The 25320-nt window shown below is 62.5% G+C and carries 24 protein-coding genes; 16 read left to right on the forward strand and 8 right to left on the reverse strand.

The window, feature by feature from the left end:
- Window positions 1-131 precede the first annotated feature (131 nt).
- Both Q3Y64_RS16135 and Q3Y64_RS16140 read left to right on the forward strand, forming a co-directional pair.
- A complete protein-coding gene (locus Q3Y64_RS16135) occupies window positions 132-1769 on the forward strand; it encodes a right-handed parallel beta-helix repeat-containing protein (RefSeq protein ID WP_303563370.1) in 1638 nt (545 codons plus the stop codon).
- Window positions 1770-1921: 152 nt separating this feature from the next.
- Window positions 1922-2524: a YigZ family protein gene (locus Q3Y64_RS16140; protein ID WP_303563373.1), complete on the forward strand. Its 603-nt coding sequence runs from the start codon at window positions 1922-1924 to the stop codon at window positions 2522-2524.
- Here the strand turns inward: Q3Y64_RS16140 and Q3Y64_RS16145 are convergent.
- Genes Q3Y64_RS16145 through Q3Y64_RS16155 form a run of 3 tightly spaced genes read right to left on the reverse strand, consistent with a single transcriptional unit; the run spans window position 2513 to window position 5057 of the window.
- Entirely contained in the window at window positions 2513-2878 is a 366-nt protein-coding gene (locus Q3Y64_RS16145) for a hypothetical protein (RefSeq protein ID WP_303563375.1), read from the reverse strand. The two genes, Q3Y64_RS16140 and Q3Y64_RS16145, sit on opposite strands and share 12 nt — an antisense overlap.
- Before the next feature lie 53 nt (window positions 2879-2931).
- Complete coding sequence (locus tag Q3Y64_RS16150; RefSeq protein WP_303563377.1) at window positions 2932-4350, reverse strand: ATP-binding protein; 1419 nt, start codon at window positions 4348-4350, stop codon at window positions 2932-2934.
- Entirely contained in the window at window positions 4347-5057 is a 711-nt protein-coding gene (locus tag Q3Y64_RS16155) for a response regulator (RefSeq protein ID WP_101942218.1), read from the reverse strand. Before Q3Y64_RS16155 ends, Q3Y64_RS16150 begins: the two co-directional genes overlap by 4 nt.
- A gap of 188 nt (window positions 5058-5245) precedes the next feature.
- Here Q3Y64_RS16155 and Q3Y64_RS16160 point away from each other — a divergent pair, with 188 nt between their 5' ends.
- Genes Q3Y64_RS16160 through Q3Y64_RS16180 form a run of 5 tightly spaced genes read left to right on the forward strand, consistent with a single transcriptional unit; the run spans window position 5246 to window position 9865 of the window.
- Window positions 5246-6142, forward strand: a complete 897-nt coding sequence (locus tag Q3Y64_RS16160) for a PepSY-associated TM helix domain-containing protein (protein ID WP_303563378.1) — start codon at window positions 5246-5248, stop codon at window positions 6140-6142.
- Window positions 6143-6172: 30 nt separating this feature from the next.
- Window positions 6173-6847: a PepSY-associated TM helix domain-containing protein gene (locus Q3Y64_RS16165; RefSeq protein WP_303563380.1), complete on the forward strand. Its 675-nt coding sequence runs from the start codon at window positions 6173-6175 to the stop codon at window positions 6845-6847.
- 30 nt (window positions 6848-6877) lie between these two features.
- On the forward strand, window positions 6878-7405 hold the full coding sequence (locus Q3Y64_RS16170; protein ID WP_303563382.1) for a DUF2271 domain-containing protein: 528 nt from the start codon (window positions 6878-6880) through the stop codon (window positions 7403-7405).
- 10 nt (window positions 7406-7415) lie between these two features.
- Entirely contained in the window at window positions 7416-8423 is a 1008-nt protein-coding gene (locus tag Q3Y64_RS16175) for an FAD:protein FMN transferase (RefSeq protein WP_303563384.1), read from the forward strand.
- A 26-nt stretch (window positions 8424-8449) separates the two neighbouring features.
- Window positions 8450-9865 carry a sulfite reductase subunit alpha gene (locus tag Q3Y64_RS16180; protein WP_303563386.1) on the forward strand — a complete coding sequence of 472 codons (1416 nt, stop codon included), beginning with the start codon at window positions 8450-8452 and terminating at the stop codon, window positions 9863-9865.
- 46 nt (window positions 9866-9911) lie between these two features.
- Here Q3Y64_RS16180 and Q3Y64_RS16185 read toward each other — a convergent pair whose 3' ends face one another.
- Window positions 9912-10259 carry a NirD/YgiW/YdeI family stress tolerance protein gene (locus tag Q3Y64_RS16185; protein WP_303563387.1) on the reverse strand — a complete coding sequence of 116 codons (348 nt, stop codon included), beginning with the start codon at window positions 10257-10259 and terminating at the stop codon, window positions 9912-9914.
- A gap of 227 nt (window positions 10260-10486) precedes the next feature.
- Between Q3Y64_RS16185 and Q3Y64_RS16190 the strand changes: the two genes are divergently transcribed.
- The 6 genes from Q3Y64_RS16190 (at window position 10487) to Q3Y64_RS16215 (ending at window position 18373) form a co-directional block, all read left to right on the forward strand.
- Window positions 10487-10819, forward strand: coding sequence for a PepSY domain-containing protein (locus Q3Y64_RS16190; protein ID WP_303563389.1), 333 nt, complete (start codon window positions 10487-10489; stop codon window positions 10817-10819).
- A 13-nt stretch (window positions 10820-10832) separates the two neighbouring features.
- Window positions 10833-11504, forward strand: coding sequence for a response regulator transcription factor (locus tag Q3Y64_RS16195; RefSeq protein WP_303563391.1), 672 nt, complete (start codon window positions 10833-10835; stop codon window positions 11502-11504).
- Window positions 11488-12918, forward strand: a complete 1431-nt coding sequence (locus Q3Y64_RS16200) for a sensor histidine kinase (protein ID WP_303563393.1) — start codon at window positions 11488-11490, stop codon at window positions 12916-12918. The genes Q3Y64_RS16195 and Q3Y64_RS16200 overlap by 17 nt, the downstream gene beginning before the upstream one ends.
- A 124-nt stretch (window positions 12919-13042) precedes the next feature.
- Window positions 13043-14728 (forward strand): tannase/feruloyl esterase family alpha/beta hydrolase, encoded by a 1686-nt coding sequence (locus tag Q3Y64_RS16205; protein ID WP_303563396.1) that lies wholly within the window; start codon window positions 13043-13045, stop codon window positions 14726-14728.
- 638 nt (window positions 14729-15366) lie between these two features.
- Window positions 15367-16161, forward strand: coding sequence for a pectate lyase (locus Q3Y64_RS16210; protein ID WP_158239167.1), 795 nt, complete (start codon window positions 15367-15369; stop codon window positions 16159-16161).
- Between the two features lie 91 nt (window positions 16162-16252).
- Window positions 16253-18373 (forward strand): YCF48-related protein, encoded by a 2121-nt coding sequence (locus Q3Y64_RS16215; RefSeq protein WP_303563399.1) that lies wholly within the window; start codon window positions 16253-16255, stop codon window positions 18371-18373.
- A 4-nt stretch (window positions 18374-18377) separates the two neighbouring features.
- Here the strand turns inward: Q3Y64_RS16215 and Q3Y64_RS16220 are convergent, their stop codons facing one another.
- A complete protein-coding gene (locus tag Q3Y64_RS16220; protein ID WP_303563400.1) occupies window positions 18378-18650 on the reverse strand; it encodes a hypothetical protein in 273 nt (90 codons plus the stop codon).
- Between the two features lie 109 nt (window positions 18651-18759).
- Here Q3Y64_RS16220 and Q3Y64_RS16225 point away from each other — a divergent pair, with 109 nt between their 5' ends.
- A complete protein-coding gene (locus Q3Y64_RS16225) occupies window positions 18760-19644 on the forward strand; it encodes a LysR substrate-binding domain-containing protein (RefSeq protein WP_303563402.1) in 885 nt (294 codons plus the stop codon).
- Window positions 19645-20028: 384 nt separating this feature from the next.
- On the opposite strand, the gene Q3Y64_RS16230 is transcribed toward Q3Y64_RS16225, so the two are convergent.
- Entirely contained in the window at window positions 20029-20691 is a 663-nt protein-coding gene (locus Q3Y64_RS16230) for a TetR/AcrR family transcriptional regulator (RefSeq protein ID WP_303563404.1), read from the reverse strand.
- 81 nt (window positions 20692-20772) lie between these two features.
- Here Q3Y64_RS16230 and Q3Y64_RS16235 point away from each other — a divergent pair, with 81 nt between their 5' ends.
- On the forward strand, window positions 20773-21714 hold the full coding sequence (locus Q3Y64_RS16235) for an NmrA/HSCARG family protein (RefSeq protein ID WP_303563406.1): 942 nt from the start codon (window positions 20773-20775) through the stop codon (window positions 21712-21714).
- Between the two features lie 183 nt (window positions 21715-21897).
- Here Q3Y64_RS16235 and Q3Y64_RS16240 read toward each other — a convergent pair whose 3' ends face one another.
- On the reverse strand, window positions 21898-22821 hold the full coding sequence (locus Q3Y64_RS16240) for an AraC family transcriptional regulator (RefSeq protein WP_303563407.1): 924 nt from the start codon (window positions 22819-22821) through the stop codon (window positions 21898-21900).
- A 220-nt stretch (window positions 22822-23041) separates the two neighbouring features.
- Between Q3Y64_RS16240 and Q3Y64_RS16245 the strand changes: the two genes are divergently transcribed.
- Entirely contained in the window at window positions 23042-24196 is a 1155-nt protein-coding gene (locus Q3Y64_RS16245) for an NADH-dependent flavin oxidoreductase (RefSeq protein WP_303563409.1), read from the forward strand.
- Between the two features lie 239 nt (window positions 24197-24435).
- Here Q3Y64_RS16245 and Q3Y64_RS16250 read toward each other — a convergent pair whose 3' ends face one another.
- A complete protein-coding gene (locus tag Q3Y64_RS16250; RefSeq protein ID WP_303563411.1) occupies window positions 24436-24786 on the reverse strand; it encodes a TfoX/Sxy family protein in 351 nt (116 codons plus the stop codon).
- Between the last annotated feature and the right edge of the window lie 534 nt (window positions 24787-25320).

Consider the following 25320-nt stretch of genomic DNA (forward strand, 5'->3'; position numbering starts at 1 on the left):
GGTTGCCTTGACAGGCCTTCCCCGGGGCGACTAGATTCCGCCTTTGTTACCGATTCGTAGCAAATTTGCCTACGACGATAGTCATAGCCCTGCAGCCCCGGCGGCAGACATAAAAAAGACGAGGAGACAGAATGTTCGGCAAATTTCTGATCGGCGCAGCCGCCCTGATGCTGGGGGCCAATGCACATGCTGCGGCGGACTATCCCAGCGGCTACACGAAGTGTGCCCAGGTTGGCAGCAGTTGCAGCATGAGCGGCAGCCACACGGTGGCGCTGGGCAAGTCCGGCAGCTTTGTGTACGCCACGCTGACGGGCAATTTCACCTGTGCCCAGTCGCTGTTCACCGGCGGCAGCGCCTACACCGCCTCGGCCTGGTGCTCGGTGGGGCCGGTGGTAACGGCTGCTTCGTCCTCCTCCGCTTCATCATCTTCTGCCGCGGCTTCGTCGGTCGCCGTCTCCAGTGCGGCCCGTTCCAGCGTGGCAGCCAGTGTGGCCTCGAGCGCGGCTTCGAGCGCTGCGCAGTCCAGCAGTGCCGCAGTCTCCAGCAGCGCCAGCAGCAATCCCTATGTCACTGGCTGTGGCACCGAGACCAGCAATCTGGTGGCCTCCAGGGTCTATTACGTCACGCCGACGGCCGCCAGCACCGGCGCCGGCACCAGCTTCTCGGCGCCGATGAGCTTCACGGCCGCACTGTCGGCGGTCAGCGCCGGGCAGATGATCCTGCTGCAACCCGGCACCTATAGCGTGCCCTATACCGCAGGGGCCAAGAACACCCTCACCCTGGCGAAGTCTGGCAGCGCCAGCGCCCGCATCTACATGGTTGCGGCCAACTGCGGCAAGGCCGTGATCGACTTTTCCTTCCCTGAAAACACCTATGTCCAGGACTCCTACGGTTTCTACCTGACCGGCAGCTACTGGTACTTCAAGGGCATCGAGATCACCCGGGCCGGCTACCAGGGCGTCTATGTGACCGGTGGCTACAACACCTTCGAGAACGTGGCCTTCCACAACAACCGGAACAGTGGTCTCGAAATCAACAAGGGCGGCCATCACACCACCGTGATCAACTCGGATGCCTACCGTAACTACGACCCGAAGAAGAACGGCAGCATGGCCGATGGCTTTGCCTCCAAGCAGACCCAGGGGGCGGGCAATTTCTTCTACGGCTGCCGTGCCTGGGAGAACTCGGATGATGGCTGGGACACCTTTGACAGTGCCGAAACGGTGACCATCGAGAATAGCTGGACCTTCCGCAATGGCGTGGATGTGTGGGGCTATGGCAACTTTGCGGGGAACGGCAACGGCTTCAAGCTGGGTGGCAACTACAAGCTGCAGCGCAACCGGATCATCAACTCGGTTTCCTTTGGCCATCCCAACAAGGGTTTCGACCAGAACAACAATGTTGGCGGCGTCACGGTCATCAACAACACCTCCTTCCAGAACGGCATCAACTACGGCTTTGGCGGTGCGCTGACGGCGGGTGAGCAGAATGTCTTCGCCAACAACGTGTCGCTCTCCGGCAAGGCTGCTGACAGCATCGCCAACGCGACTTCAAAGACCAATACCTGGAACGGTATTGCGGTGAGCAGTGCGGACTTCCTGAGCGTGGACACCAACCTCGCCAGCCGCAGCCGCAACCCGGATGGCTCGCTGGTCTACACCACCCTGTTCCGCCTGGTTGCCGGCAGCAAGCTGATCAATGCCGGCAGCAACGCAGGCCTGCCTTACCTGGGCAGCGCCCCGGATCTGGGGGCTTTCGAACGCGAGTGATCTGCCGGCTCCGGGTGGCGCTCCGCCCGGTAACCGAGAAAAACCCACGGCTCGCGACCGTGGGTTTTTTGTTCTGGCGCCCTCGGGTGTGCCCTGCAGCGCGCTGAAGGCGCGGCGTAGAATCCCTCCGCCTGCTTTCGTGTCGCCCATCCATGCCTTTCAGCATTGCCGCCCCGGTTCATAGCGAACTCCTGATCAAGAAGAGCCGTTTCATCGCCTGCGTGCAGCCGGTGGCTGATCGTGCGGCAGCGCAGAAGATCGTGGCGGCCTTGTGGGCCGAGCATCCGGGCGCTTCGCATGTGTGCTGGGCGTTGATGGCTGGCGGGCAGTCCGCTGCGGTGGATGATGGCGAGCCCAGCGGCACGGCCGGGCGGCCGATGCTCGATGTGTTGCGACATCAGGACCTGGAAGGCGTGCTGGCGACCACCGTGCGCTATTACGGCGGCATCATGCTGGGCGCGGGTGGCCTGGTGCGGGCCTATACCGATAGCGTGGCGCAGGCTCTGCGAGGCGCGCAGAAAACGCCCATCATCCGCGTGCGCACCCTGCGCTGTGTGGCGCCCTATGCGCTGGAAGGCATGGTGCGGCGCGCGATCGAAGCGGGTGGCGCGCAGCTGGGCGAGGTGCGCCATGGCGCGCTGGTGGAGTTCCTGATCAGTTTGCCCGAAGCGCAGGCCGAGGGCTTTGTTGCCGCGCTCGGCGAATCCGGCCAGGGGAAGATCGGCTGGTTCAAGGACGATGCTTCAGAGCTGTGAATCTTTCAGCAGGCGCACGCACTCATCCATGATGGACGCACCGAGTTCGGAGACGTGGCGCGGATCGAGCGATTCCATCAGCTCATGGGCGGTGTATAGCCCGGCCTCGCGCGACAGGCTGTCCCGGATCTGGCTGGCGAGCTGATCGCTCAGATCTGCCAGCAGCTTGCGCTCGGACAGCGGCAGACTCTGCTGTGCACGCGCGAGCCAGTCGCTGCACAGCGCAGCGGCCTGAGCCTGGGTGATCCAGTACTGGTGATCGTAGAAAGCGGCGAGGCGATGGGCGACCAGCGCGTAAATGGCGGCGGCGCGGGCGCCGGTGTCCGGTTCGCGGCGCGAGTCTGTTGCGGTCATGACTGTTCCTGAAATGCCGGGCGCAGCTTCCACCCGGCCGCCAGCATACCGAATCAGGCCGCGCGGCGGGGCAGGCGGATGCAGGCCGTGACGCCCTCGCTGGGCTTCGACTGGAGGCTCAGGCTGCCGCCGTGGGCCTCGGCAATGGCCTTGGCGATCGGCAGGCCCAGACCGGTGCCGCCGGTATGCCGGGCACGCGAGGATTCGAGACGGAAGTAGGGCTCGAAGACTTTCTCCAGCTCGCTCTCGGGAATCCCAGGGCCCTGATCGGTGATGCGGATGCGCACCTCCGTGCCGGTATCTTCCACGCGCACCCGGATGCCGTCACCGCCGTAGAAGCGTGCGTTGTCGAGCAGGTTGGCGATGCAGCGGCGCAGTCCGTGCGGGCGGGCCTTGAGCGGCTGGCTGCAGCGGCCCTCGCGCGTGATGCGGGCTCCCAGCTCTTCCATGTCCTCGATCACGCTGTCGAGCAGGGCATCGAGATTCACTGCTACCAGCGCTTCGGTGTCGGAGCCGGCGCGCAGGAAGTCCAGAGTGTGGCCGATCATGGCGTCCATTTCACCCAGATCGCGCTGCATCTTCTCGCGCAGCTCGGGCGCGACCTCGCCTTCCAGGCGCAGGCGCATCCGTGTGATCGGCAGGCGCAGGTCGTGCGACACGGCGGACAGGGCTTGGGCGCGCGTATCGACGAGTCGCCGGACGTCGCGCTGCATGGTGTTGAAGGCCTGCACTGCCTGGCGCACATCCTGCGGGCCGACTTCCGGCATGGGCGCCTGGTTAAGGTTCTTGGCCAGGCCCGAGGCGGCTTGTGTGAAGCGGGCCAACGGGCGGGTGAGGCGGCGCACGGCCCAGATCGAAAGGCCGGTGGTGGCGCCCCCGAGCAGCACCAGAAGCGCGATCAGGCGATAAGGTAGATCGCCGGAGGGCATCGGCAGCAGGTGATGGAATGTGACTACGACGCCGTCATGCAGCCGGATCTGGGCGACGTAGGTGCGTGCAAAGAACTTGCCGCGGGCGGACTTGCTCTCATCTTTGTCATCGTCATCATGGTCCCGCTTGTCGCGGTGGGCGAGCGGCGGCGGATGCAGGCTTAGCAGCAGCGGGTCGACGCGCTCCAGCGCCAGCATCTGCACCTGCAGGCCTGCCGCCAGCTGGCGCCGGGCCTCGCTGGCAAAGTTCTGCGCATCGATGGAGCCATCGATATTTTCGGTGGCCCAGGGCAGGCTCAGCGTGAGCATGGTGGGCTGCACGCTGAGCGCCTTCACCAGCAGGGGGCGTTCGGCCGGCTCGGCCAGATCCAGCACGGTGGCGATGCCGGCCATGCGCTGGGCGGAATACTCGGCGAGCAGCTTGTAGTTGAGGCGGCCGCGGTCATCCAGCAGCAGCCACAGCCCGAGCAGCTGCACCACGACCAGCACCACGAAGAGCGCCAGCGCGATCTGGCCGAAGAGGGTGCGCGGCAGCCACTTCATGCGCGCGCCTCCACCTTTGTGGCGAGCATGTAGCCTTCGCTGCGTACCGTCTTGATCAGCTGTGGATCGCGCGCATCGTCGTTCAGGCGGCGGCGCAGGCGCGAGATCATCACGTCGATGGTGCGATCAAAGGGGCCGGCATCGCGTCCGGCGATGGCATCGGTGAGCTGATCGCGCGAGAACACGCAGTTGGGCGTTTCGGCCAGCATGTGCAGGAGGCGGAATTCGCCGGTCGACAGGGCAATGACAATGCCATCCTTGTCGAGCAGGTTGTGGGCCGAGAGATCCAGCGTCCAGCCTGCAAAATGCAGGGTGCGGGCCGGGCGTTCCGCCGGGCCGTGCTCCTCGGCGCGGCGCATGATGCTGCGGATGCGGGCGAGCAGCTCACGCGGATTGAAGGGCTTGGGCAGGTAGTCGTCTGCGCCCATTTCGAGCCCGATGATGCGATCCATGTCGTCGCCGCGCGCGGTGAGCATCAGGATCGGCAGGCGCGAGCCGGCGCGCAGGTTGCGGCACAGGCTCAGGCCATCTTCGCCGGGCAGCATCAGATCGAGGATCAGCAGGTCGGGCGAGAATGCCGGAAGCATGGCGTGCATGGCTTTGCCATCATGGGCCGTCTCGACCTGGAAGCCGTTGTTGCCCAGATAGCTGCGTAGAAGTTCGGTGAGTTCCGGGTCGTCGTCGACCACCAGAATTTTCTTGCTCATGTCGGTCTGGATGAAATTCGTGTTTTTCAGCATAGCCCGGAAGCGTGTTTGGGCGTGCGGCTTTTTTGCATACGGAACATGCAGTTACAGGCATTTACACGGCATTTACAAAACCCCGCGAAAAGCCCATATCCGGTTCACACGCCGGTCGTTCAATGCAGGCATTCCCAAACCCTGGATGCTTCGACATGCGCTCCCTGATTCCCTTTCTCACCCAAGCTCACCGCTGGCTGGCCCTGCTGACCGCACCCGTGCTGCTGCTGATCATCCTCTCCGGCCTGGTGCTGGCTTTCAAGCCGGTGGTGGAGTCTGGGGCGCGGCCGCCGGTGGATGTGGCCAGCCTGAGCCGCGCACTCGAGCAGGCCGATCCGGGCCACAAGGCCGGCGTGATGAGTCTCTCCAGCGATGGCACGCGCTTCGTGCTGAGCGCGCGCGGCACCGGCGCCATGGGTGAGTTCGATGCGCAAAGCGGCGCACGGGTGGGCGCGGCTGGTTTCGATCTCTTCGGCCTGGCGCGCAATCTGCACACCAATCTGCTGGTGGGCGCAGGCTGGCTGGTGACGCTGACCACCAGCGTCACGGTGATTCTCTTCCTCTCGGGCTTCCTGCTCGGCTGGCGTCGCCTGCGCAACACCCTCAGTGGCTGGCATGCAGGGCTGGGCTGGCTAGCCTGGCCGCTGGCCGCGCTCACGCCGGTGACCGGCCTGATGATGGCTTTCCATCTGGGTACCGCCTCCCTGCCGCACTACGAAGCGGGCCGCCCCTTGCCGCTGGTGAAGGTGATCGAGATCGCGAGTCAGCAGGTGGATCTCTCCAAGCTCGCGCAAGTGCGCACCTTCCGCGGCGGTGCCGTGATGCTGACCGTGCAGGATGAGCCGCGTGCCGCCCTCTATCTCGTGACCAGTGCTGGCGAGCTGCTGCGTAGCGGCGGGCCGGGCTGGGTGCGCATGCTCCACGAAGGCACCTGGGCCGGCGCTTTCTCCGGGCTGTTCACCTTCATGTCGACGCTGCCGCTGCTGGGCTTGCTGCTCACCGGCCTGCTGACCTGGTGGCGACGCCATCGCCTGCTCAACGCCGCACTGTGAGCCTTTCCAAAGCATGACAGGAGCCTGAGCATGAACGCACGCAGCGAATTTCTGGATCAGCAAGCGCCGACCGCGAGCAGCGAAATCAAGGCCGCAAGCCGCCGTGCGGCATGGCTGAAAGTGTTGATGCAATGGCACTGGATCAGCTCGGCGGTGAGCCTGATCGGCATGCTGTTCTTTGCCGCCAGTGGCATCACGCTCAACAACGCCGATGTGTTCGAAAGCGCCAGCGCCAAAGTCACCCGGCATGCTGCCGTGCTGCCGCCTGCGCTACTCGCGGAGCTCAACGCGCAACCGGGCGCCGCCGGAGACCCACCGCCCGCCGCACTCAAGCGCTGGCTGAGTGAAAACTGGCAACTGGCGATTTATCCGAAGGCCAGCGAATGGTCGGCGGATGAAGTCTTCATCGACCTGAAGAGCCCCGGTGTGGAGGCCTGGCTGAGCGTGGATCGCCACAGCGGCGCCATCCAGTACGAAGCCAGCGATCGCGGTTGGGTGGCCTACTTCAACGATCTGCACAAGGGCAAGAACGCCGGCCGCGTGTGGGGCAGCTTCATCACCGTGTTCGGCGTGGCCTGCGTGATCTTCAGCATCACCGGCCTGCTGATCCTGCAGGTGCATGCCCGCTCGCGCTGGAAGGTGTGGCCGCTGACCTGCCTGGGGCTGGTGATTCCCCTGTTGTTGATGCTGCTCTGCGTGCACTAGAAGCCCTGACCCATTTTGAAAGGAAGCAATATGAAAACCCGTCTCCTCACTTCCGCACTCTCCCTCCTCGGCCTGGGCCTGAGCTTACCGGCCCAGGCCGTGGAGGCCCAGCTCGATATCACCCTGCCGGTTATCCAGGGCGCAAAGGTGCGCCGTCCGTATGTTGCGGTGTGGCTTGAGAAGGCCGCCAGTCATGACTTCGCCGGCAATATCGCGGTCTGGTATGACATGAAGAAACCCAACAACGTGGGCGCCACCAAATGGCTGCCGGATCTGCGCAGCTGGTGGAAGGCCAGCGGCAGCCAGGCGAGCTTCCCGATTGATGGTGTATCGGGGGCAACGCGCCCGGCCGGTGAGCATGTGATCAACCTCGGCGCGAGCGAGGCGGTGAAGAAACTCGCCGCGGGCGAGTATGAGGTGGTGGTTGAGGTGGCGCGCGAGCACGGAGGTCGCGAGCTGTTGCGCCTGCCGCTGCAATGGCCGCCGCGCAGCGCCGCCAAGGCCGAGGCTACAGGGACGAGCGAGCTCGGGCTGGTGCGATTGACGAGCAAACCCTGAGCGTGCGGCCATGAATGCACCTGCCTTCCGTGCCCTGATTCCGGCCCGCATCGATCAGCCCGCAGGCCTGCCTGAGGGTGATGTCTACAAGCTTGCCGGCAACTGCATGGGCACCACCTGGAGCGTGCGCGTGGTGGTGCGCGATTGCCTCTCGCCCCGCCAGCTGAAGACCGATATCGCGGCCCTGCTGGAAGGGCTCGAAGCGCAGATGAGTCACTTTCGCGCCAGCTCGCCGCTGCGCCGCTTTGCCACGCTGCCGCCGGGCAGCTGGATGGATCTGCCGGCGGAGTTTGCGCAGGTTATGCGTAACGCATTGCAAGTGGCGCATCTCAGCGAAGGTGCTTTCGATCCCGCGATGGGCTCGGTCATCGATGCCTGGGGCTTTGGCGCCGCGCGGCGCTTCAGCGAGGCCGGCTTCGAGCCGCCCGCTGCGCCGCTGCTGCCGGGCAGGCGCTGGCAGGCTTTGGAGCTGGACGAAGCCGGTCGCCTGCGCCAGCCGGGCGGTATTGCGCTGAACCTGGCGGCCATCGCCAAGGGCTTTGCGGTGGACGCGGTGGCGGCTTTCCTGACAGGTCGGGGGCTTGACCATCATCTGGTTGAAGTCGGAGGCGAACTGCGCGGCAGTGGCATCAAACCCGATGGCCAGCCCTGGTGGGTGGCGCTGGAGTCTCCGGCGCAGGATTGCCCCTTGCCTGCTACGCGGGTGGCCTTGCATGGGCTGGCGGTGGCGACCTCCGGTAACTACCGGCGCTGCTATCTGCTGGATGAACGCCTGATCCAGCACACCCTCGATCCGCGCAGCGGTGAGCCGGTGGCGCATGGCCTCGCCTCGGTGACGGTGATTCATGATGAATGCATGCTGGCAGATGCCTGGGCTACGGCGCTGATGGTGCTGGGCCCGCATGCCGGCTTGCAACGGGCCGCAGCTCAGGGCCTGCGGGCCTTGCTGCAGTGGCGGGATGAGCGTGGCGAGTGGCACGAGGCGGCGAGCCCGGCATTCGAGGCTTTGCTTGTCTGAAAATGATCTGATCCGGAAATGACAAAATGATGGACAAACTGATCCCGGAAATCTGGCGCCTGCAGGCCGCTGTGGGCCTGATCCTGGCCTATGCACTGATGTGCTGGCGCATGTATCGCAAGGCCGCACTGGCAGGCTTGCCGGCACCTGGGCCACAGCCCGCTGCAGCGCCGGCGGCGGCGCGGGGAAAGCCGGTGTGGATCATTCATGCCAGCCAGACCGGGCAGGCCGAAGCGCTCGCCCGCCAGGCGGCGCGGGCGCTTGAAAAGGAGGGCGTGGCGGTGATCCAGCGGCGTATCGATCAGCCCTGGCTGGAAGAGGTGAGCGCCGCCCGGCATGTGCTGTTCGTGGTCAGTACCTATGGCGAGGGCAATCCGCCCGACCATGCCATCAGCTTTGCGCGGACCCGGCTGGCGGCGGGCCCCTGCGCGGCCTTGCGCGGCCTGAGCTATGGCGTGCTGGCGCTGGGTGATCGCAGCTATCCGCAGTTCTGCGCCTTTGGCCGCCAGCTCGATCAGTGGCTGCAGCAATCCGGCGCCAGCGCCTGCTTTCCGCGCATTGATGCGGATCGCCTCGATGCGCTCAGCCTCAAGCACTGGCAACAGGCCTTGCAGGGGCTCGGCGTGCACACCCCGCTGCTCACGCCGCCGCTGGATGCCGGCTATACCGAATGGCGCTTCATCCGCCGTCGTTGCCTCAACAGCGGCAGCCCCGGTGCGCCCTTGTTCAAGCTTGAATTGCAACCGCAGGCGGGCCTGCCGCCGCACTGGCAGGCGGGTGACCTGATTGATCTGATTCCCCCGGGGGGCGATGGCCGGCCGCGCAGCTATTCGATTGCCAACCTGCCGGAGGACGGTCATCTGGAGCTCATCGTGCGCAGCGTGAGCCGCGCCGATGGGCAGCCCGGCTTAGCCTCCGGCTGGCTCAACGATACGGCCTGGGCCAATGACCGGGTGTCGCTGCGGATCCGCCACAACCCCGGCTTCAATCTGGAGTGTGGCGCGGATACGCCGCTGATCCTGATCGGCGCCGGCAGCGGCCTCGCCGGTTTGCGCAGTCACCTGCAGGCGCGCGCCCGGGCCATTGCCGATTCGGGGCAGCCGGCGCCCGAGCGTAGTGCCTGGCTGATCTTTGGTGAGCGCTCGGAGCGCCATGACCGGCCCTGCCACAGCGAGCTCGAGGCCTGGCGCCGCAGCCGCGTGCTGAGCCGTCTGGACCTGACTTTTTCGCGCGACGATCCGATCCGCGCCTATGTTCAGCACGCCCTGCTGGAAGAAGCCCAGGCTTTCCGGCAGTGGATCGCCGCCGGCGCCCAGATCCTCATTTGCGGCAGTGCGCAAGGCATGGCGCAGGGCGTGGAGCAGGCCATGCGCGAGATCCTGGGAGACGAAGGCCTGGAGCAGCTGAGGGCCGCTGGGCGTATCCGGCGCGATGTGTATTGAGCCATGAGGCCATCACGGCCGGCGTCATGGCTCTGCGGCCGGCGTTTCAGTTCACCGCCCGGATCGACAGCACCTTGATCTTGGAGTAGCCGAGGATCTCGCGGTCGTATTTGCCGGCGATCTCGACGCGGGTCTTGTCGTCGATTTTCAGGCCGAGCGGCCAGCGCTTGTGATCGATCTTCACCAGTACCGTGGCGCTGCCATCGGTGAATTGATAAAGATCGTCATAGGCGACACGGCCGGTGATATGCCCCTGCAGAACGACGTGGTCATGGTCGTAAGCCTGATCAAGCAGTTGTTTGACTGTCGCGGGGGCGCCATTCGGGCCGAGGTACTGGGCCGAGGCGGCCGTGCAGGCAAGGGCAAGGGCGGTGGCGAGAAAGAGGGATTTCATTTTCATTCCTTTGTGATTAAAACGATGAAGGTGTCGCTCGTTTGATGTAGCGAGGAGGAGCGATGGAATGCAGTCTGAACAGGCTTGGGTGAACGGCGGCTGAACGCCCGTGGGCCGGTGCTTCGAAGTGCGCGGCCTTGTTCATCTGGCGTTCAGAAAGGGCTTGCCACACTGCGCAGCGCATTCTCCGCAGCGCCGCTGCAATTGATGTCAGGAAGTGGTTCCGCATGAAAACCAGGTGTGTCCGGCCCATTCTTCTCGCTGCTGCACTGGCCCTTGGCTGGCCGGCCGGGGCCCGTGCGGGCGACAAGTTCGAGCAGGATCGCGCGCGTGCGGCCCTGCAGTCTGGTCAGGCGATATCTTTTGCCGCCGTGCAGGAGCGTTTGCACAAGGTCTGCGACTGCCAGGTGCTGGAGGCCAAGTTGCATCCGGAGAAGGACAGCAGCGGGCTGATCTACGAGATCAAGGCGCTGCGGCCGGACGGACAGATCCTCAAGCTCGAGATGAATGCGGCTTCCGGCGAAATCCTGCGCATGAAGAACAAGGGCTGGAAAGACTGAGCGGAGAGCAGCGATGCGGATCTTGATTGCGGAAGATGAACCCCGGCTGCAACAGCAGCTCGTGAGCCTCGTCGAGGAGGCGGGCTATGTGGCCGAGGCCAGCAGCGACGGGCAGGACGCCCACTATCGCGGCAGCACCGAGGCCTTTGATGCGGTGGTGCTGGATCTGGGCCTGCCCTTGCTGGACGGGCTCAGCGTGCTCAAGCGCTGGCGCGAGGCCGGTCTGAGCCTGCCGGTGCTGGTGCTCACTGCGCGCGGCAACTGGCACGAAAAGGTCATCGGCATTGATGCCGGTGCCGATGATTACCTCGCCAAGCCCTTTCACGGGCCGGAGCTCGTGGCACGCCTGCGCGCCCTGATCCGGCGCAGCGCCGGCCTGGCCTCGGCAATCCTGCGCAGCGGCGCGTTGAGCCTGGATACCCGCAATGCCACAGTCAGTTTCGGGGGCGCGCCGGTCGCGCTGACCAGCCATGAGTACAAGCTGCTCGAATACCTGATGCATCGACAGGGCGTGATCGTTTCGCGGGCCGAACTCACCGAGCATATCTACGCGCAGGACTTCGATCGCGATTCAAACACCATCGAAGTCTTTGTCGGCCGCCTGCGCAAGAAACTCGAACCCAGCGTGATCCAGACCGTGCGTGGCCTCGGCTACAGCATCGCGAGCCATGAGCAAGTCAGCTGAGCACGCCCAACCGCCCACCCGGGCGCCGCGCTCCTTGCGGGTGCGCCTGCTGTGGGGCACCCTGGGCGGACTCACCCTGGCCCTGTTGCTCACCGGGGTTGCGCTGACGACCCTGTTCAAGGATCACGTGGTCAACCAGTTCCAGGCCGCACTGGAGCGCCAGCTCGATCAGTTGATCGTCGAGCTCGAGTTCGGGCCGGATGGCCAGCTCACGGTGGATGACGCGGCCATGCTCGATCCGCGTCTGCAGAAGCCTTACTCCGGTCTCTACTGGCAGATCGACGAACTCGCGGCCGGCAAGCCAATCACCCTCGGGCTGCTGCGCTCACGCTCCCTGTGGGATCAGAACCTGGCGCTGCGCGGCGCCGGGGCGACGAATCCCGGCGCCTTGCAGGTCAGCGAGCTGCGCGGGCCGGCTCAGGAGTCTTTGCTGGTGCTGCAAAGAGTCGTGAGCTCGGCGGATGCGCCCGGGCGCAGCTTCCGCCTCACGGTGGCGGGCGATCTGCGTTTCAATCTCGAAGCCACGCATCGTTTCGGCCGCGCTCTGGCGCTGGCCTTGCTGCTCCTGCTGGGGCTGCTGGCGCTGGCGGCCTGGGCTCAGGTCAGTGTCGGCCTGCGTCCGCTGCGTGATCTGCAGCAGGCGCTCAAGGCTGTGCGCGACGGGCGCAGCGCGCAGCTTGCCGGTGCCTTTCCGCAGGAAGTGCAGCCGCTGGTGGATGACTTCAATCAGGTATTGCTGGCCAATGCCAGCGTCGTGGAGCGGGCACGCACCCAGGCCGGCAACCTGGCCCATGCCCTCAAGACGCCGCTGGCTGTGCTGGAGAACGAGGCCGAGCAGGCGCGTGCGCACGATGCCGCCCTTCCGGTGGCGCTGGTGAAAGAGCAGCTGGCCCAGGTGCGTCGCCATGTGGATTGGCATCTGTTGCGTGCACGCGCCGCGGCCGCCCATCGCCTGCCCGGTCGGCATACTGAGGTGAATGCCGCGGTGGCCGGCCTGCTGCGGGTGATGGCGCGGGTGTTTGCCGATAAGCCGCTGACGACGCACATCGAAGCGCCGGAACAAGCGCTGCTGTTTGCCGGTGAAGAACAGGATCTGCAGGAAATCCTCGGCAATTTGCTGGAGAACGCATTCAAGTGGGCCACCTCCTGTGTGCAGGTGCGGCTGGAGGCGCAGCCGGGCGGCTTGTGCGTGCACATCGAGGATGACGGGCCGGGTATTGCCGCCTCACAGCTCCAGCTGGTTCGCCAGCGCGGTGTGCGCCTCGACGAGAGCACGCCGGGTTCCGGCCTTGGGCTCGCCATTGTGCAGGATCTGGTGCAGCTCTATGGTGGCCACCTGGAGCTGGAAAACCTGCCGCAAGGGCACGGCCTGCGGGCCAGCGTATCCCTGCCGGGAGGCCATGCCGCCGCCTGAGCCCATGCGCGGGCGGGTGCCTTTACCTGCGCAGATATTCCTGTACGAGAACTTACCTTGTAGCCACTTGATGCCGCTGCGCGAGCAGCCAGAATCAGGTCTGTGCAATCAAAAAGGAAATCCCATGCGCAAGCGAGATGCCCTGAGAGTGCTGCTGGCATTGGCAGCCAGTCTTCTGCTGTGCCCCGGCGTGCAGGCCGCTACGCCGGAGGTGGTGAAACCGGTCCAGTCCTGCTCCGGGTTATTGGCAACCGCGCTGAGCGATATCGGTGGCGAGGGCAGTCAGGTGCTCAGCGCCCGTGAAAGCGTGAAGGAGGGTGTGGCGATGTGCGTGCTGGAAGGCCGCCTCGCACCCGCAATCGGGTTCCGGGTCAGCCTGCCCGTTGAGGGCTGGACTCAGCGCTACCTGCAGATCGGTTGTGGCGGCCTGTGTGGCCGTATCCCCGAAGAGGTCGGAGCCGCCGAGGGCTGTGTGCCGCTCAAGGCGGGGGGCTTCGTCATCGCCTCCACCGACATGGGGCATCAGGGCATGGGCGGCGAGTTCGGCCGCGACGAAGCCTTGCGCATAGATTTTGCCCATCGCGCCGTGCATCTGACTGCTGTGGCCGCGAAGAAGCTCATCCGCGCCTATTACGGCCGTGCCGAGGCTTTTGCCTATTTCACCGGTTGCTCGGATGGCGGGCGCGAAGCCCTGATGGAAGCTCAGCGCTACCCGGAGGATTTCGACGGCATCATTGCGGGTGCGGCGGCGATGAATTTCCAGGTTCAGAACGGCCTCTACCATGCCTGGCAAGCCCGTGCGAACACCGGAGCGGATGGCCAGGCCATCTTGCAGGCGGCGCGCCTGCCCTTGTTGCATCAGGCCGTGCTCGCGCAGTGCGATGGACTCGATGGGCTGCAGGACGGCCTGCTCAGCGATCCGCGCCTGTGCCATTTCGATCCGGCCAGCCTGCAGTGCCCGGTCGGAGCCGCATCGCCCCGCAACGATTGCCTGAGTGCTGCCGAAGTCGATGCGGTGCGCAAGCTCTATGCCGGCCCGCGCGATCCGCGCAGCGGCGAGCGGCTGATCATCGGTGGCCCGCAATATGGTTCCGAACTCGCCTGGGTCGGCGTATTCGTGCCGCGTGCAGCGGGGCAGCCGATCTTCAGCGGCCAGATCGCGCTGGATGCGCTGCGCAATCTGAGCTTCGAGCGCAATCCGCCGGAAAGCTTTTCCCTGGCCGACATCCATTTCGATCAGGCCATGCTTGAGCAGCTCAAGCCCCTGCATCCGCTTTACGACGCGACCAACCCTGATCTGCGCGCCTTCGCCGCGGCGGGCGGCAAACTGATCCTGTGGCATGGCTGGGCCGATCCGCATATCTCGCCCCTCAATACCCTCGCCTATCACGAGGCCCTCGAGCAGTTCATGGGCAAACAGGAAGCCGCCGCGTTCGAGCGCCTCTATCTGTTACCCGGCGTCTATCACTGTGCTGACGGAGAAGGCCCGAGTCTGGTCGATTTCCTCACCCCGATGCAGGCCTGGGTAGAGCAGGGGCAGGTGCCGCAGGCTGTCCTGGCCAAGCAGGCCGCCAGTCGCCCGCGTAGCAGCTTTGGCCAGCCCGGCGCACTGTCGCCGGCGGTGGAGGCTTCACCGGCTCCGGCCAAAACCAGGGCCCGACCGCTCTATCCCTACCCGGCGCTGGCTGCACTCAAGCCTGGCGCCGATCCGGATCAGGCTGCCAGTTACGCCGCTGCGCCGGCCCGGTTCACGGCATCGACGCCGGCTTGGAGCGGCAGCAGTTTATTTACGCCTTATCGCGCCAGATAAATCCGCCGAAAGTTTTGCTCCTAAAAAAGCCCACGGAAATCGTGGGCTTTTTGCTGTCTTGCAGCAATTCTGATAAATCCTTGTTTTGATTGTTGATGTTTATAAAAACAAAAAATCTGTCGGCTGGTCGAAGTTCGATTGCGTCTTGTACATGCGGATGATTGCTCCGACGCGCAAAAACGCGGGTCTGGATGGCTACTACTTTAGTGGTGTGTGACAAATTTCTCGGATATCACTAAGTATTTGTCAAAACAAATAAATTGTACGTTTTTGAACTAATTTAGTGTTTTGATTTTAAAGGATTTGTTTGCTCTATTGTGGAAGTGTGTTGGGGTTTACCTAAGTGCCGCATTTCCAGTTTTTGTAGTTTTATTGCCTCGCCGGCTGTGGTTGAGCGTAAAGCTTGTGTCCGACACGATCAGTGGCATTCGTCGTGGTGTGAGTGGAGTGATTTGTCATCTCCGGATAGGACACAATTTTTTACAGACAACGATCCTCGAGCGAGGTCGCTGGCTGGTTGTATATAGGATGTATTTCGGAGACGTAGCCATATTTTTTTATTGTTAAATCAATAAAAAACAAAAAAGGAGTTGTTTATGAACAAGTTCAGCCGGTTGTTTTTGGTTCTTTCCGCAGCAATGGCATTTAGTGCAGGCGCTCAGGCTGCAGGCAGCTGCACCGCAGGCAGCACCATCAGCGACGCAACGGTTGATTGCGGCGGCGCGGAAATCGGTCTTTCGTGCGATGGTGATAGCGACAAGCAGTCGCCGGTGCTGATCCTCAAGAACGCCACCGTCAAGAACGTGACGATCTCCGCAAAGGGCGGCTCTGATGGCATCCATTGCGCGGGCGGCACCTGCAACCTGATCAATGTGACCTGGAAGGAAGTCTGCGAAGACGCCGCTTCGGTCATCGCTGACAACGCCAAGCTGGTGGTTTCCGGTGGTTCGGCCACCAACACCAACTCCAGCACGGCCAGCCTCGGTGGCAAGCCGGACAAGTTCTTCCAGGTGAACAACAAGAACACCTCGCTGACCGTGAAGGACAACTTCACCGCCATCATCGCCAAGGGCAACCTGAGCGCTTCTGCTGGCAAGCTGGCCCGTACCTGCGGCAACTGCACCACCAACATCGGCCCGCGTACCATCGTGGTGAATAACGTCACCACCAAGGGCGCGCTGCTGACCGTTGTCGGCGTGAACTCCAGCTATCTGGATGCCAACAGCAAGACGGTTTCTGGCGTGTATGACACGGCCACCATCACTAACCTGACGGTTGAGGGCTACAAGCTCAGCGGCACCAAGAGCACTCCGGTGATCTGTGAAGAATTCACCGGCCTGCCCAAGAGCCTCGGCAAGGAGAGCCCGAGCCAGGGCCAGAAGTGGGGCACCAAGTCCTGCGTGGTCAGCACGAGCAACGTGAAGGCGCTGTAATTCCTTCCTGTTGCATGCAGTTCAAGACCCCGGGCATGGCCCGGGGTTTTTCATTGTCCTTCCCGATCCGCCGTGTAACTGGAGTCTGAGCATGCGACTGACGCTTTGTCGTGCTGCCGAAAAATGTGTTGGCTTTATTGTCCTGTGTCTTGTCTGTGTGCCGGCGCTGGCTGGCCAGGTTTCCAATCCGGACTGGATTTTCGGTGCGCAATCCTCTGGCCTTGAAATCCTGACGGGGGGCGATGGTCTGCTGCGCTGGCGCAGCAGCGCCGATTCAGGCTGGCACGAGGAGAAGCTGGGCGACGCGACGGTGGACATGGCTGTCGCCGACCCTTCCGGCCAGCGATTTCTGGCACTGAGCAATGGCCGCGCCTGGCACGGCGAACGCAGTGCTGCGGACATGCGCTGGACGCCCGCGCTGGAGGGCTGGAAGCTCAGCAAGATCGGCTTTGATAGCGAGCGCTCGGCCTGGCTCGCCTGGGCCTGCCGCAGCGAACGGAGCAGCGAATGCGCCGTGCTGACGGCAGCGATTTCCGAGCCAGCTGGCCAGGGCTGGCAGGTGGTCGGCCAAGGCGCCACGCCTGAGCTGCGGCTCGTGGGCGTGGATAGTGATAATCGGGCGATTGCTTCGGCCATGGATGGCCGTCTGTGGATCAGTGAAAGCGGGCCGGGGGATTGGCAGTCGGTGCCCGTGCCGAAAAAATTCATGCTCAGCGAAGTCGTCTACTGGAAGCGCGCCGGACCCTGGTGGGCCGGCATGACGCGTGACCAGCGTGTTCTGCTGGTTGACGCTGCCCGCGCCAAGGCTTTTGCGGTGGCGATGCCTACCGGGAAACCAGGTGGCCAGGGCAGTGGCTGGACTGCTGCTGCCTACGACGCGCAGACCGCAACACTGATGCTGGGCGGGGCGGACGGTCGCATCGCCTTGCTGGCCGCTGCCGGGCGCAGCAGCCAACCCGCGTTCAGCCTGCGCGCAGCAAGGCTGCCCTATGTCGAGCAACTGGCTTTCGACGCGCTGCGCCGGCAATGGCTCGCGCTCAGCAATGACGGGCAGCTGTTTGCCTCCCTCAATGCCGGCCTTGAATGGACGCTCGAAAAGCGCTTTGGCCAGGTGCGCTCGAATGGCCTCGCACAGGCCGCAGACGGGCGCCTGCTGATGTGGGGCGATGGCGGCTTCATCGCACACCGCAGCCCCGCCGAGGGCTGGGTGCTCGAACAGCCGGACCTGAGCCGCTACATCAACCATATTCTCGTGAGCCCGGCCGGCAGCCTGTTGGCGGTGGGGGTTCAGGGCCTGATCGCGCGCGCGGCCGCTCCCTCCGGCAGGCCTGCGGACTGGCGTGTGATTGACGCCGGCCTTGGCTACGGCCAATACCTGACGCATGCACTCGCCTATCCCGGCAGCCAGACCCTGCTGGCGGCGGGCTCCAGCGCCACCATCGTCCGCTCCACGGATGACGGCGCCAGCTGGCAAACCGTGTTCAAACATGCGGACGGCGCCCTTGGCAACTTCCAGCGCATCGCCATTCACCCGCAAAGTCGGGTGGCCCTGGTGGTGGCCAATCCGGGCTGGGTGATGCGCTCTGCAGACGAGGGCGCGACCTGGCAAAACGCCGCCGAGGGCGCCGTGCTGCAGCTCAAGGATGTGCTCGCCTTGCCCGGGGCCGGTTTTGTGGCGGTTGGCGAGGGGGGCTCCGTGCTTTTCTTTGATGCCCAGGGCAGGCTCCAGCGCCAGCTAGCGATTGCCGCCAGCCCTGTCTGGTATCAGATCCGCGAAGCGGCGGGCGCCCTGTGGGTCATGGGTGATGGTAACAAGCTGCTGCGGATCAGCCTGGATGGTCAGCAGGTGGAAGAGATCGGGCTCGGCCAGCACTTCCTGGCGCGGGACATCATCAGCCCCGCCCCGGATGTGTTGATCGTTGCCGGCGCCCGGGGCGCCCTGCTGCGCTCGGCCGATGGCGGCCAGCACTGGCAGGTGGTCAATGCCGGCGTGCAGGCCAATCTTCGCCGTCTTCTGCAGGATGAAAAGGGCTACCTGTGGGTGACCGGGCGAGAGGGCGTGCTGCTGCGCTCGCAGGATGCCGGCCTCAGCTGGCAGGCTGTACCTTCCGGCACGATTCGCCATTTCAAGGACGGGCTCCTGCTACCCGGCACACACACCCTGCTGCTCTACGGCGAGCGCCTGCTGGCGCTGCCTGCTGCGCACCGGTGAGGCATCAGAGAATCAGCCGGCGGTCGTTCTGGGCCTGGAAGTGATGCAGGGAAATTTCTGAAACCTGGTATTGGGAGGCCTCGTGCGCATCCAGAGCGAGGTCAAACTCGAGCGTTTCCGGCGGTTTTGCGGCCGTTTTTTTTCCTGCCCTGTCACTGCTTGATCGGGTGCTGCTCTGCAACCCGATCCGGCGTTCGCAATAGCTGTTGTAGGCATCAAACAAGTAGCCGCTCGCAGCAATGATTACCAGCGCAAGGGCTACGGCGATGATGGGCATTTGGGTTCTCCTGGGGAATGGCTCGGAATCAAGCTATGTATGCATCCTGGCTATCTTGAGTTAATAAGTAAAACAACTAATATGTATTAAATTAATCAGTCTTACTGATATGAGAATCACCCTGCGTCAGCTGGATGTTTTCTGTGCGATTGCCCGCCATGGCCAGGTCACCAGGGCTGCGCAGGCCGTGGCGATGACGCAGGCCGCCGCCAGCATGGCGCTGGCGGATCTGGAGCGGCAGCTGGGATGCACCTTGTTTGACCGGGTCGGGCGCCAGCTCGTCCTGAACGCCTCCGGCCGCTTGCTGGCCGGCCGTGCGCGTGAAGTGCTCGATCGGGTTGCTGAAATTGAATACCTGGCGCAGGAGCGCGAGCCGGTATTTGATCTGCATGTCGGAGCCAGCGTCACGATTGGCAATCAGCTGTTGCCCGGGCTGGTCGCGCAGATGCGCAAGCGCTGGCCCAAGGCCCATGTGCAGATCTCGCGCCTCAGCAGCCGGGATCTGATCGCCCATCTCAAAGCCCACCAGATCGACCTGGGTTTCCTTGAAGGTTCATTCAGCGATGACGCGATCCAGCGCTATCCCTGGCGGCAAGACCGACTCTGCGTGTTTGCCGCACCCGATCACCCGCTGGCCGGCCGTGCACTCAGTGCCGAAGATTTTCACGGCGTTCCCTGGGTTGTTCGGGAGCAAGGCTCCGGCACCCGCGACGTGATGACCCAAGCCTGCGAAGAGGCGGGTTTTACGGCACTGATTGATCTCGAGCTGGAGCAGCCCGAAGCGATTCGCCAATGCGTCAAAGCCGGGCTGGGCGTGGGCTGCCTCTCGGAGCTTGAATTGGCTGACGCCTTTCAGGCCGGTTCACTGAAGCGTCTCGACACCCCTTTTCTCGACATGCCCAGCCGGCTGGATATCGTTACCCTCAGGGATCGTTACCTCAGCGCCGGCCCGAGAGCCTTGCTCGAGCTGTGCGGCATCCATCCTGAAGCCTAGGGTCTGTAGCAGTGCGGCGATGGCCGCCGTTGCTTGGCTGAAACCCCCTGAGCGTTGGCCGCCCGACACGGTGTGATCAAGATCACGGCGAGGTCTGGCATATCCGTAGGCTTGCGAGCGGGTCTGGGGTGTTGCTGTGAAGTGCTGGGGCGCTTGGAGGCCAGGAGCGGTCTGTCACTCTCGCCGTAATGCAGTCATCTGAATGGCCGCTGTGCTTTGAAACCGGTCAGGTGAGCAAGCGACGCTATTCGGCCATAGAGGACCGCCAGTGCGTCGCCCCTGTACGGCTGCTCCTGACCAAGAGCAGGCAATCAAAATACCCGTCAAGTGCAGTCTCCCAGAGCGAGAGATGTGGTCAGATGTTCATGAGTGCGGAATCTATAGTCAGTGACTTCCAAGCCTGCGTCTTTCTCCGGTAATTAAGACCAGCAGGACGTTCTCCACAAGATTCTCCAGTCGCGCCAGTTCGCCGGCTCGATCAGCACTGTTTGATACGTAAATCAACAATGCCGCTGTCGTATCTGTCAATGCCGTCAGCTCACATGCAGTAAGCGGGGCGTTCCCATCCTCAACAGCTCGCTGGGCGATCCCCTCAATCTCGTGCTGGAGGAACGCGACAAAGCGAGCACGCAGAACAGCTCCCAGCGCAGGAGAGGATCTTGCCGCTTCCGTCGCCACCCTCAACAAGTGAGGCCGATCTGCGCACGCACTGGCCTGCGTGACTAGGGCGAACAAATCATCTCGTAGTGACGTACCTGGGTAGCTTGGTGAGAGCCCAAACCCGATGGTCGAAACGGCATCCGCCACTAGTTCAGGCTTAGCGGCCCAGCGTCGATAGAGGGTTGCCTTCGAAACCCCGGCGCGAACGGCCACTTCTGACATCGTCAAAGCGTCGTACCCGAGCTCGCCCAGCAGCGCCAGGGTGGCCGCAACGATGAGCTCGTCCCGGCCAACATCCTGCTGCCGGCCACGCTCGGCCCCGGCCTTTCTGTAAAGAGGGGACATCCCCTGCCTATCTGATGCTCCCGCACGCATCTTGGTTGCCATTCATTAGCTCCATGTTTAATACGAAACCATCTGGTTTCGGAACGTGCTAGTATCGTATCTTGTTTTGCTATTGGAGGCCTTATGACTAACACGATTTCAGGACCAATCCTCGTAACAGGAGCGACCGGTACGCAAGGTGGGGCGGTGGTCAGGGCCCTACTGAGTGCGGGGTTTCCCGTGCGCGCATTCGTCCGTGATCCCAGCACTAAGGAGGCCAAGGCACTCGCTAGCCTGGGGGTCGAGTTGATCAAAGGCGACTACGACAACATTCAAAGCCTCGAAGCCGGAATGGACGGGGTTCAGGGCGTTTTTTCCGTACAAATGCCTCCACACCCAGACGATCAGGAGCGCGAGGTTCGCACCGGTCTTCGACTTCTCGAAGCAGCGTACCGAGCCGATGTCAGGATGTATGTCCACAGCTCCGTTGCCAGGGCTGGCGACGAAAAGAACTTCATTGACTGGGATTCGGATCGTTGGTGGAAGCGCTACTGGGAGAGCAAGACAGAGGTCAATAACGGGATCGCTGAGCGGGGCCTGCAAAGCTGGGTGATTTTGAAACCCGCGATGATCATGGAGAACTTCCTGCCGCCCAAAGTGCGGGGGATGTACCCCACGCTCGCGCAAGGCAAGATCGCAACGGCTATCCTTCCTGAAACCCGGCTCGATATGATTGCCGCCGATGACATTGGCGCATTCGCCGTTGCAGCATTTCGCGATCCCGCGCGTTTCAATGGACACTCCATTGATCTAGCTGCCGAATCCTTAACGATGGAAGAGGTCGCATCAGCACTTAGCGCCGGAACAGGACGTTTGGTGTTGGCGCAGTCACTGACCGAAGAAGAAGCCGTGGCGCAAGGGAACAGTCCAGGCTTGGTGTCGAGTCAAGTCTGGGACAATTTGGAAGGGTATAAAGTGGACATCCAAGCGGCCAAAAACTGGGGAATTCCATTGACGCCTTTTTATCAATGGGTTGTCACACATCGCGAAGCGCTCCAAGGAGCGATCGGGGAACCATCCAACTGAGTGTGAGCGTGAAACCGACATCCCCTTGCAGCCGACTAAAAACCGCTTCTGCGGCCTGCGTCGGCTGTAGGGGCGAGCGGCTTGATTGCACGGCATAGCATGCGGGGGCAATTGGGATGATCTCCAGAGCATCCAGGCCGCAGCAGGCATCAGCGAAGCTTGTCCTACGAGGGCTAGCCGCTCTTAATGGCTGTGTCCATCTCTCGCCCAAGTAGATTCCCGCATCCGCTTGATATCGCGATTCGGAGGCTCCCCGAATAATCGACTGTACTCGCGGCTGAACTGGGATGCGCTCTCGTACCCGACACGCGTCGCCGCACTACCCGCATCCAGATTTTCATTGAGCATCAGTTGCCGGGCATCGAGTAGGCGCAGGTTCTTCAGGTACTGCAAGGGACTCACGCCGACTACGGCACGAAAATGCTGCCGAAAAGTTGAAGGGCTCATGTGAGCTTTGGCCGCGAGCTCATCTATCAGCACGTTCTCTGTGTAGTGCTGTTTAAGCCATGTCACCACCTTGGCAATTTGCTGGCTCGGCGAGCCTATCGCAACGAGACGGCGCAGATTGGGACCGTGCCCCCCATGCAGCAGGCGAACAACGATCTCCTGCTGGATCAGGGGCGCGAGGAGAGGAATCAGCGATGGCTCGGCGAGCAGGCGGAGCAGCCGGATCAGAGCATCCTGCAAGCCTGGATCCAGTGCCACAAGGGATATTCCTCGCGTAGTTGAAGCCTGCAGCGGGGTCGTAAACTCCATCTCCGATGCGATCTGGGCCATAAGGCGAGCATCGAGTTCCAACCAAATCCCGAGAAAAGGTTCTGCGGCGCTGGCACGCGTGACGTACGCCACCACAGGCATATCCACGGTCGTTATAAGAGACTGTCCGGCCCCGTAGTCGAAGATCTCGTCGCCCAGTGTGATCCGCTTGCCTCCCTGCACGATCAGCGCAAGACCCAGGCCATAAATGCAGGGCATCGGATCGGTGGTGGAACTGCAGCGACGAAGTTTCAGCGCTGCAATCGGCGTGTCGTAGTCTCCATCGTTTTGTGCAATGCTGCCCACCAGACTGACAAGTTCTCCTGTGCCAGGTTTTGCTTCAATGGCCATTGGGCGACTCCGTTTGGTCAAGGGTTTGCCTTCATGTTTAGTGCTTAAAGCTTAGCATTGCCAAATTCAAAGCAACCCGATCATTGATCGAATCTCATCATTTCAGGCAAGAAGCGCGACGGTTTTGGCAAACGTACCCCAGGTGCTCAGGGACACACTAGGTGCCATGGGAGCGCAACTCGCCGCAGAGCTCCTTTTTCAATAGTGGAGATTCAATTCAATGACCTCAACCAAATCGAGGCTGTTTCAGCCCCTGGCATTCAAGAACGGCCTGACCCTGCGTAACCGCGCCGTGATGGCACCGATGACGACATGGTCGGCAAACCCGGACGGCAGCATCTCCGACCAGGAGGTGGCCTACTATCGCGCTCGTGTGAATGGTGTCGGCATGGTGGTGACAGGTTGCACGCACGTAACGCCGGACGGTATCGGCTTCACGGACGAGTTCGCCAGCGATGATGATCGCTATATTCCCAGCCTGCGTCGCCTCTCGGAAGCGGCCAAGAGCGGCGGAGCTCCGGCCATCTTGCAGATTTTCCACGCCGGCAATAAAGCCCTGCCACACCTCGTGCCGGAGGGGCGCGTTGTCAGTGCCAGTGCGCTCAAGGTGCCGCCCAGCCCGTTCAATAGCGCCGAAGTAACCAGTCACGCGCTGAGCGGGGAAGAAATCGAAAAGATCATCAAGGCGTTCGGCGAAACGACTCGTCGCGCCATTGAGGCGGGTTTCGATGGCGTTGAGCTACATGGCGCTCATGGCTTCCTCATCCAGAACTTCTTTTCGCCCATGTTCAATCAGCGCGACGATGAATGGGGAGGCTCGCTCGAAAACCGCATGCGCTTTCCCATGGCCGTGGTGCGCGAGGCGCAGCGAGTCATCGCCGAACACGCCAAGCGACCATTCCTGCTGGGCTACCGTATCTCCCCGGACGAGCCAGGGGAAGGAGCACTGCGCATCAGCGATAGCTACGTGCTGATTGACCGGCTGATCGAGGCGGGCATCGATTACCTTCATGCATCGCTCTTTAACATTCCGAATGCCAAGCCCACTGATTACACTGGCGAGCATACGACAGCCGAGTTGATCGTTGAGCACGTTGCCGACCGCATCCCCTTGATTGCCGCAGGCCTTATCCGGACGCCCGAGGACGCCGAAAAAGCACTAACGACAGGCCTGGAGTTGGTCGCAATCGGACAAGGTTTGGTGATGAATCCCAAATGGGTTGAACTCGCCACGGAAGGCCGGGAGTCTGAGATTGCCACCGCGCTCGACCCCAAGCACGTACCGCAACTGACGATCCCCGACAAGCTGTGGGGTGTCATTCAAGTGGCCAAGGGTTGGTTCCCACTCGTTGAGACAACACTACCTGCCGCTTGATGATTCCTTAATGCAACCAAGCGCTCAGCCAGCCTGGGGCCAACTGCCTTCGGTTTCCTGCGTCCGACCACCGTAGTTGGTCGGGCTGACTGAGTTCTTCAAGCGCCGTCATCAAATCGGTTCTGCACGCAGTGATGGCCGAGCTGATCAATACACAACGGGAAGGCTCTGCCACAGAGACGCAAAATCGAAAGTCGGCAAGATTCAAGCACGCTTGATTCAGCAAACTTTTGGGGCAATTAATCGCGCCGCCTTTTTTTTGACTTTGACGCATCCGCACGAAGAGCCGCTTCAAATGAACGCCGCGCCCAGATGGCCGCTTCGTTCTGATCCTCGAGAACAATATCCGGGGCTTGGTAGTAGGAAAGAGCGATGAGCCTCCCTTGCCGGGCATACTCGAACTGCTTGAGATTCAAACGCTGAAAATCGATTGCGTTTTCAGCATCGGCTTTCAAATAGAGGGTTTCATCGTACACGAGACCAAACATAATTCCGTCCCGGAACAGTCCGCGCCCGGCAAACATTCGACGCAGGGTAATTCGACCAAATAGTCGAAATAAGTCCAGCATGTATTCCGAAAACTCATCCATGAAGAGCATCCTCTAACTGGGAAGTCGCTGAGTGATTTTTGATACATCCCCTCTGGCTGGGGTATCTAGCCAAGTCTAAGTGAATTCATGGAGCCCTGATGGTTCAAATCAGGCATGACGAGAGTCTGCCTAGCGACAGATAAGAGCTGGATGCGGTCACTGGGAAGTGTCCGCTGACCGACCGATTTGGCCGAGATAGAGACACTCAGACACAGCTATTGCGCAACAGTCTGCGGATAACGCGACAGACACGCCAATTTCATCCGAGCAACGTCTTTAAGGCCACAAGTGCCGAGTCTCGTATATCTGGTGAGGGTTTGGGCTACGCAATCGGGGCCGAGCCTGCCCGCTTTCGAATTTTCGGTGGCGCAAAATGTCCGCCCGGCCTCGATAGTGCGAGGTCCCGCCCGACAAAAGCAAGCAACGGCCAGCAGCAGCGCGGCGGCGCTATTCCTGAGGATGGCCTTCGCTTTTCCCCACGCTGTACGCGTGGCTTCGTATGTTGCTCGTTCGATTTCCAGATCGGCGATTGCT

It is taken from the genome of Uliginosibacterium sp. 31-12 (genome assembly GCF_030548425.1).
GTDB classification, from domain to species: domain Bacteria; phylum Pseudomonadota; class Gammaproteobacteria; order Burkholderiales; family Rhodocyclaceae; genus Uliginosibacterium; species Uliginosibacterium aquaticum.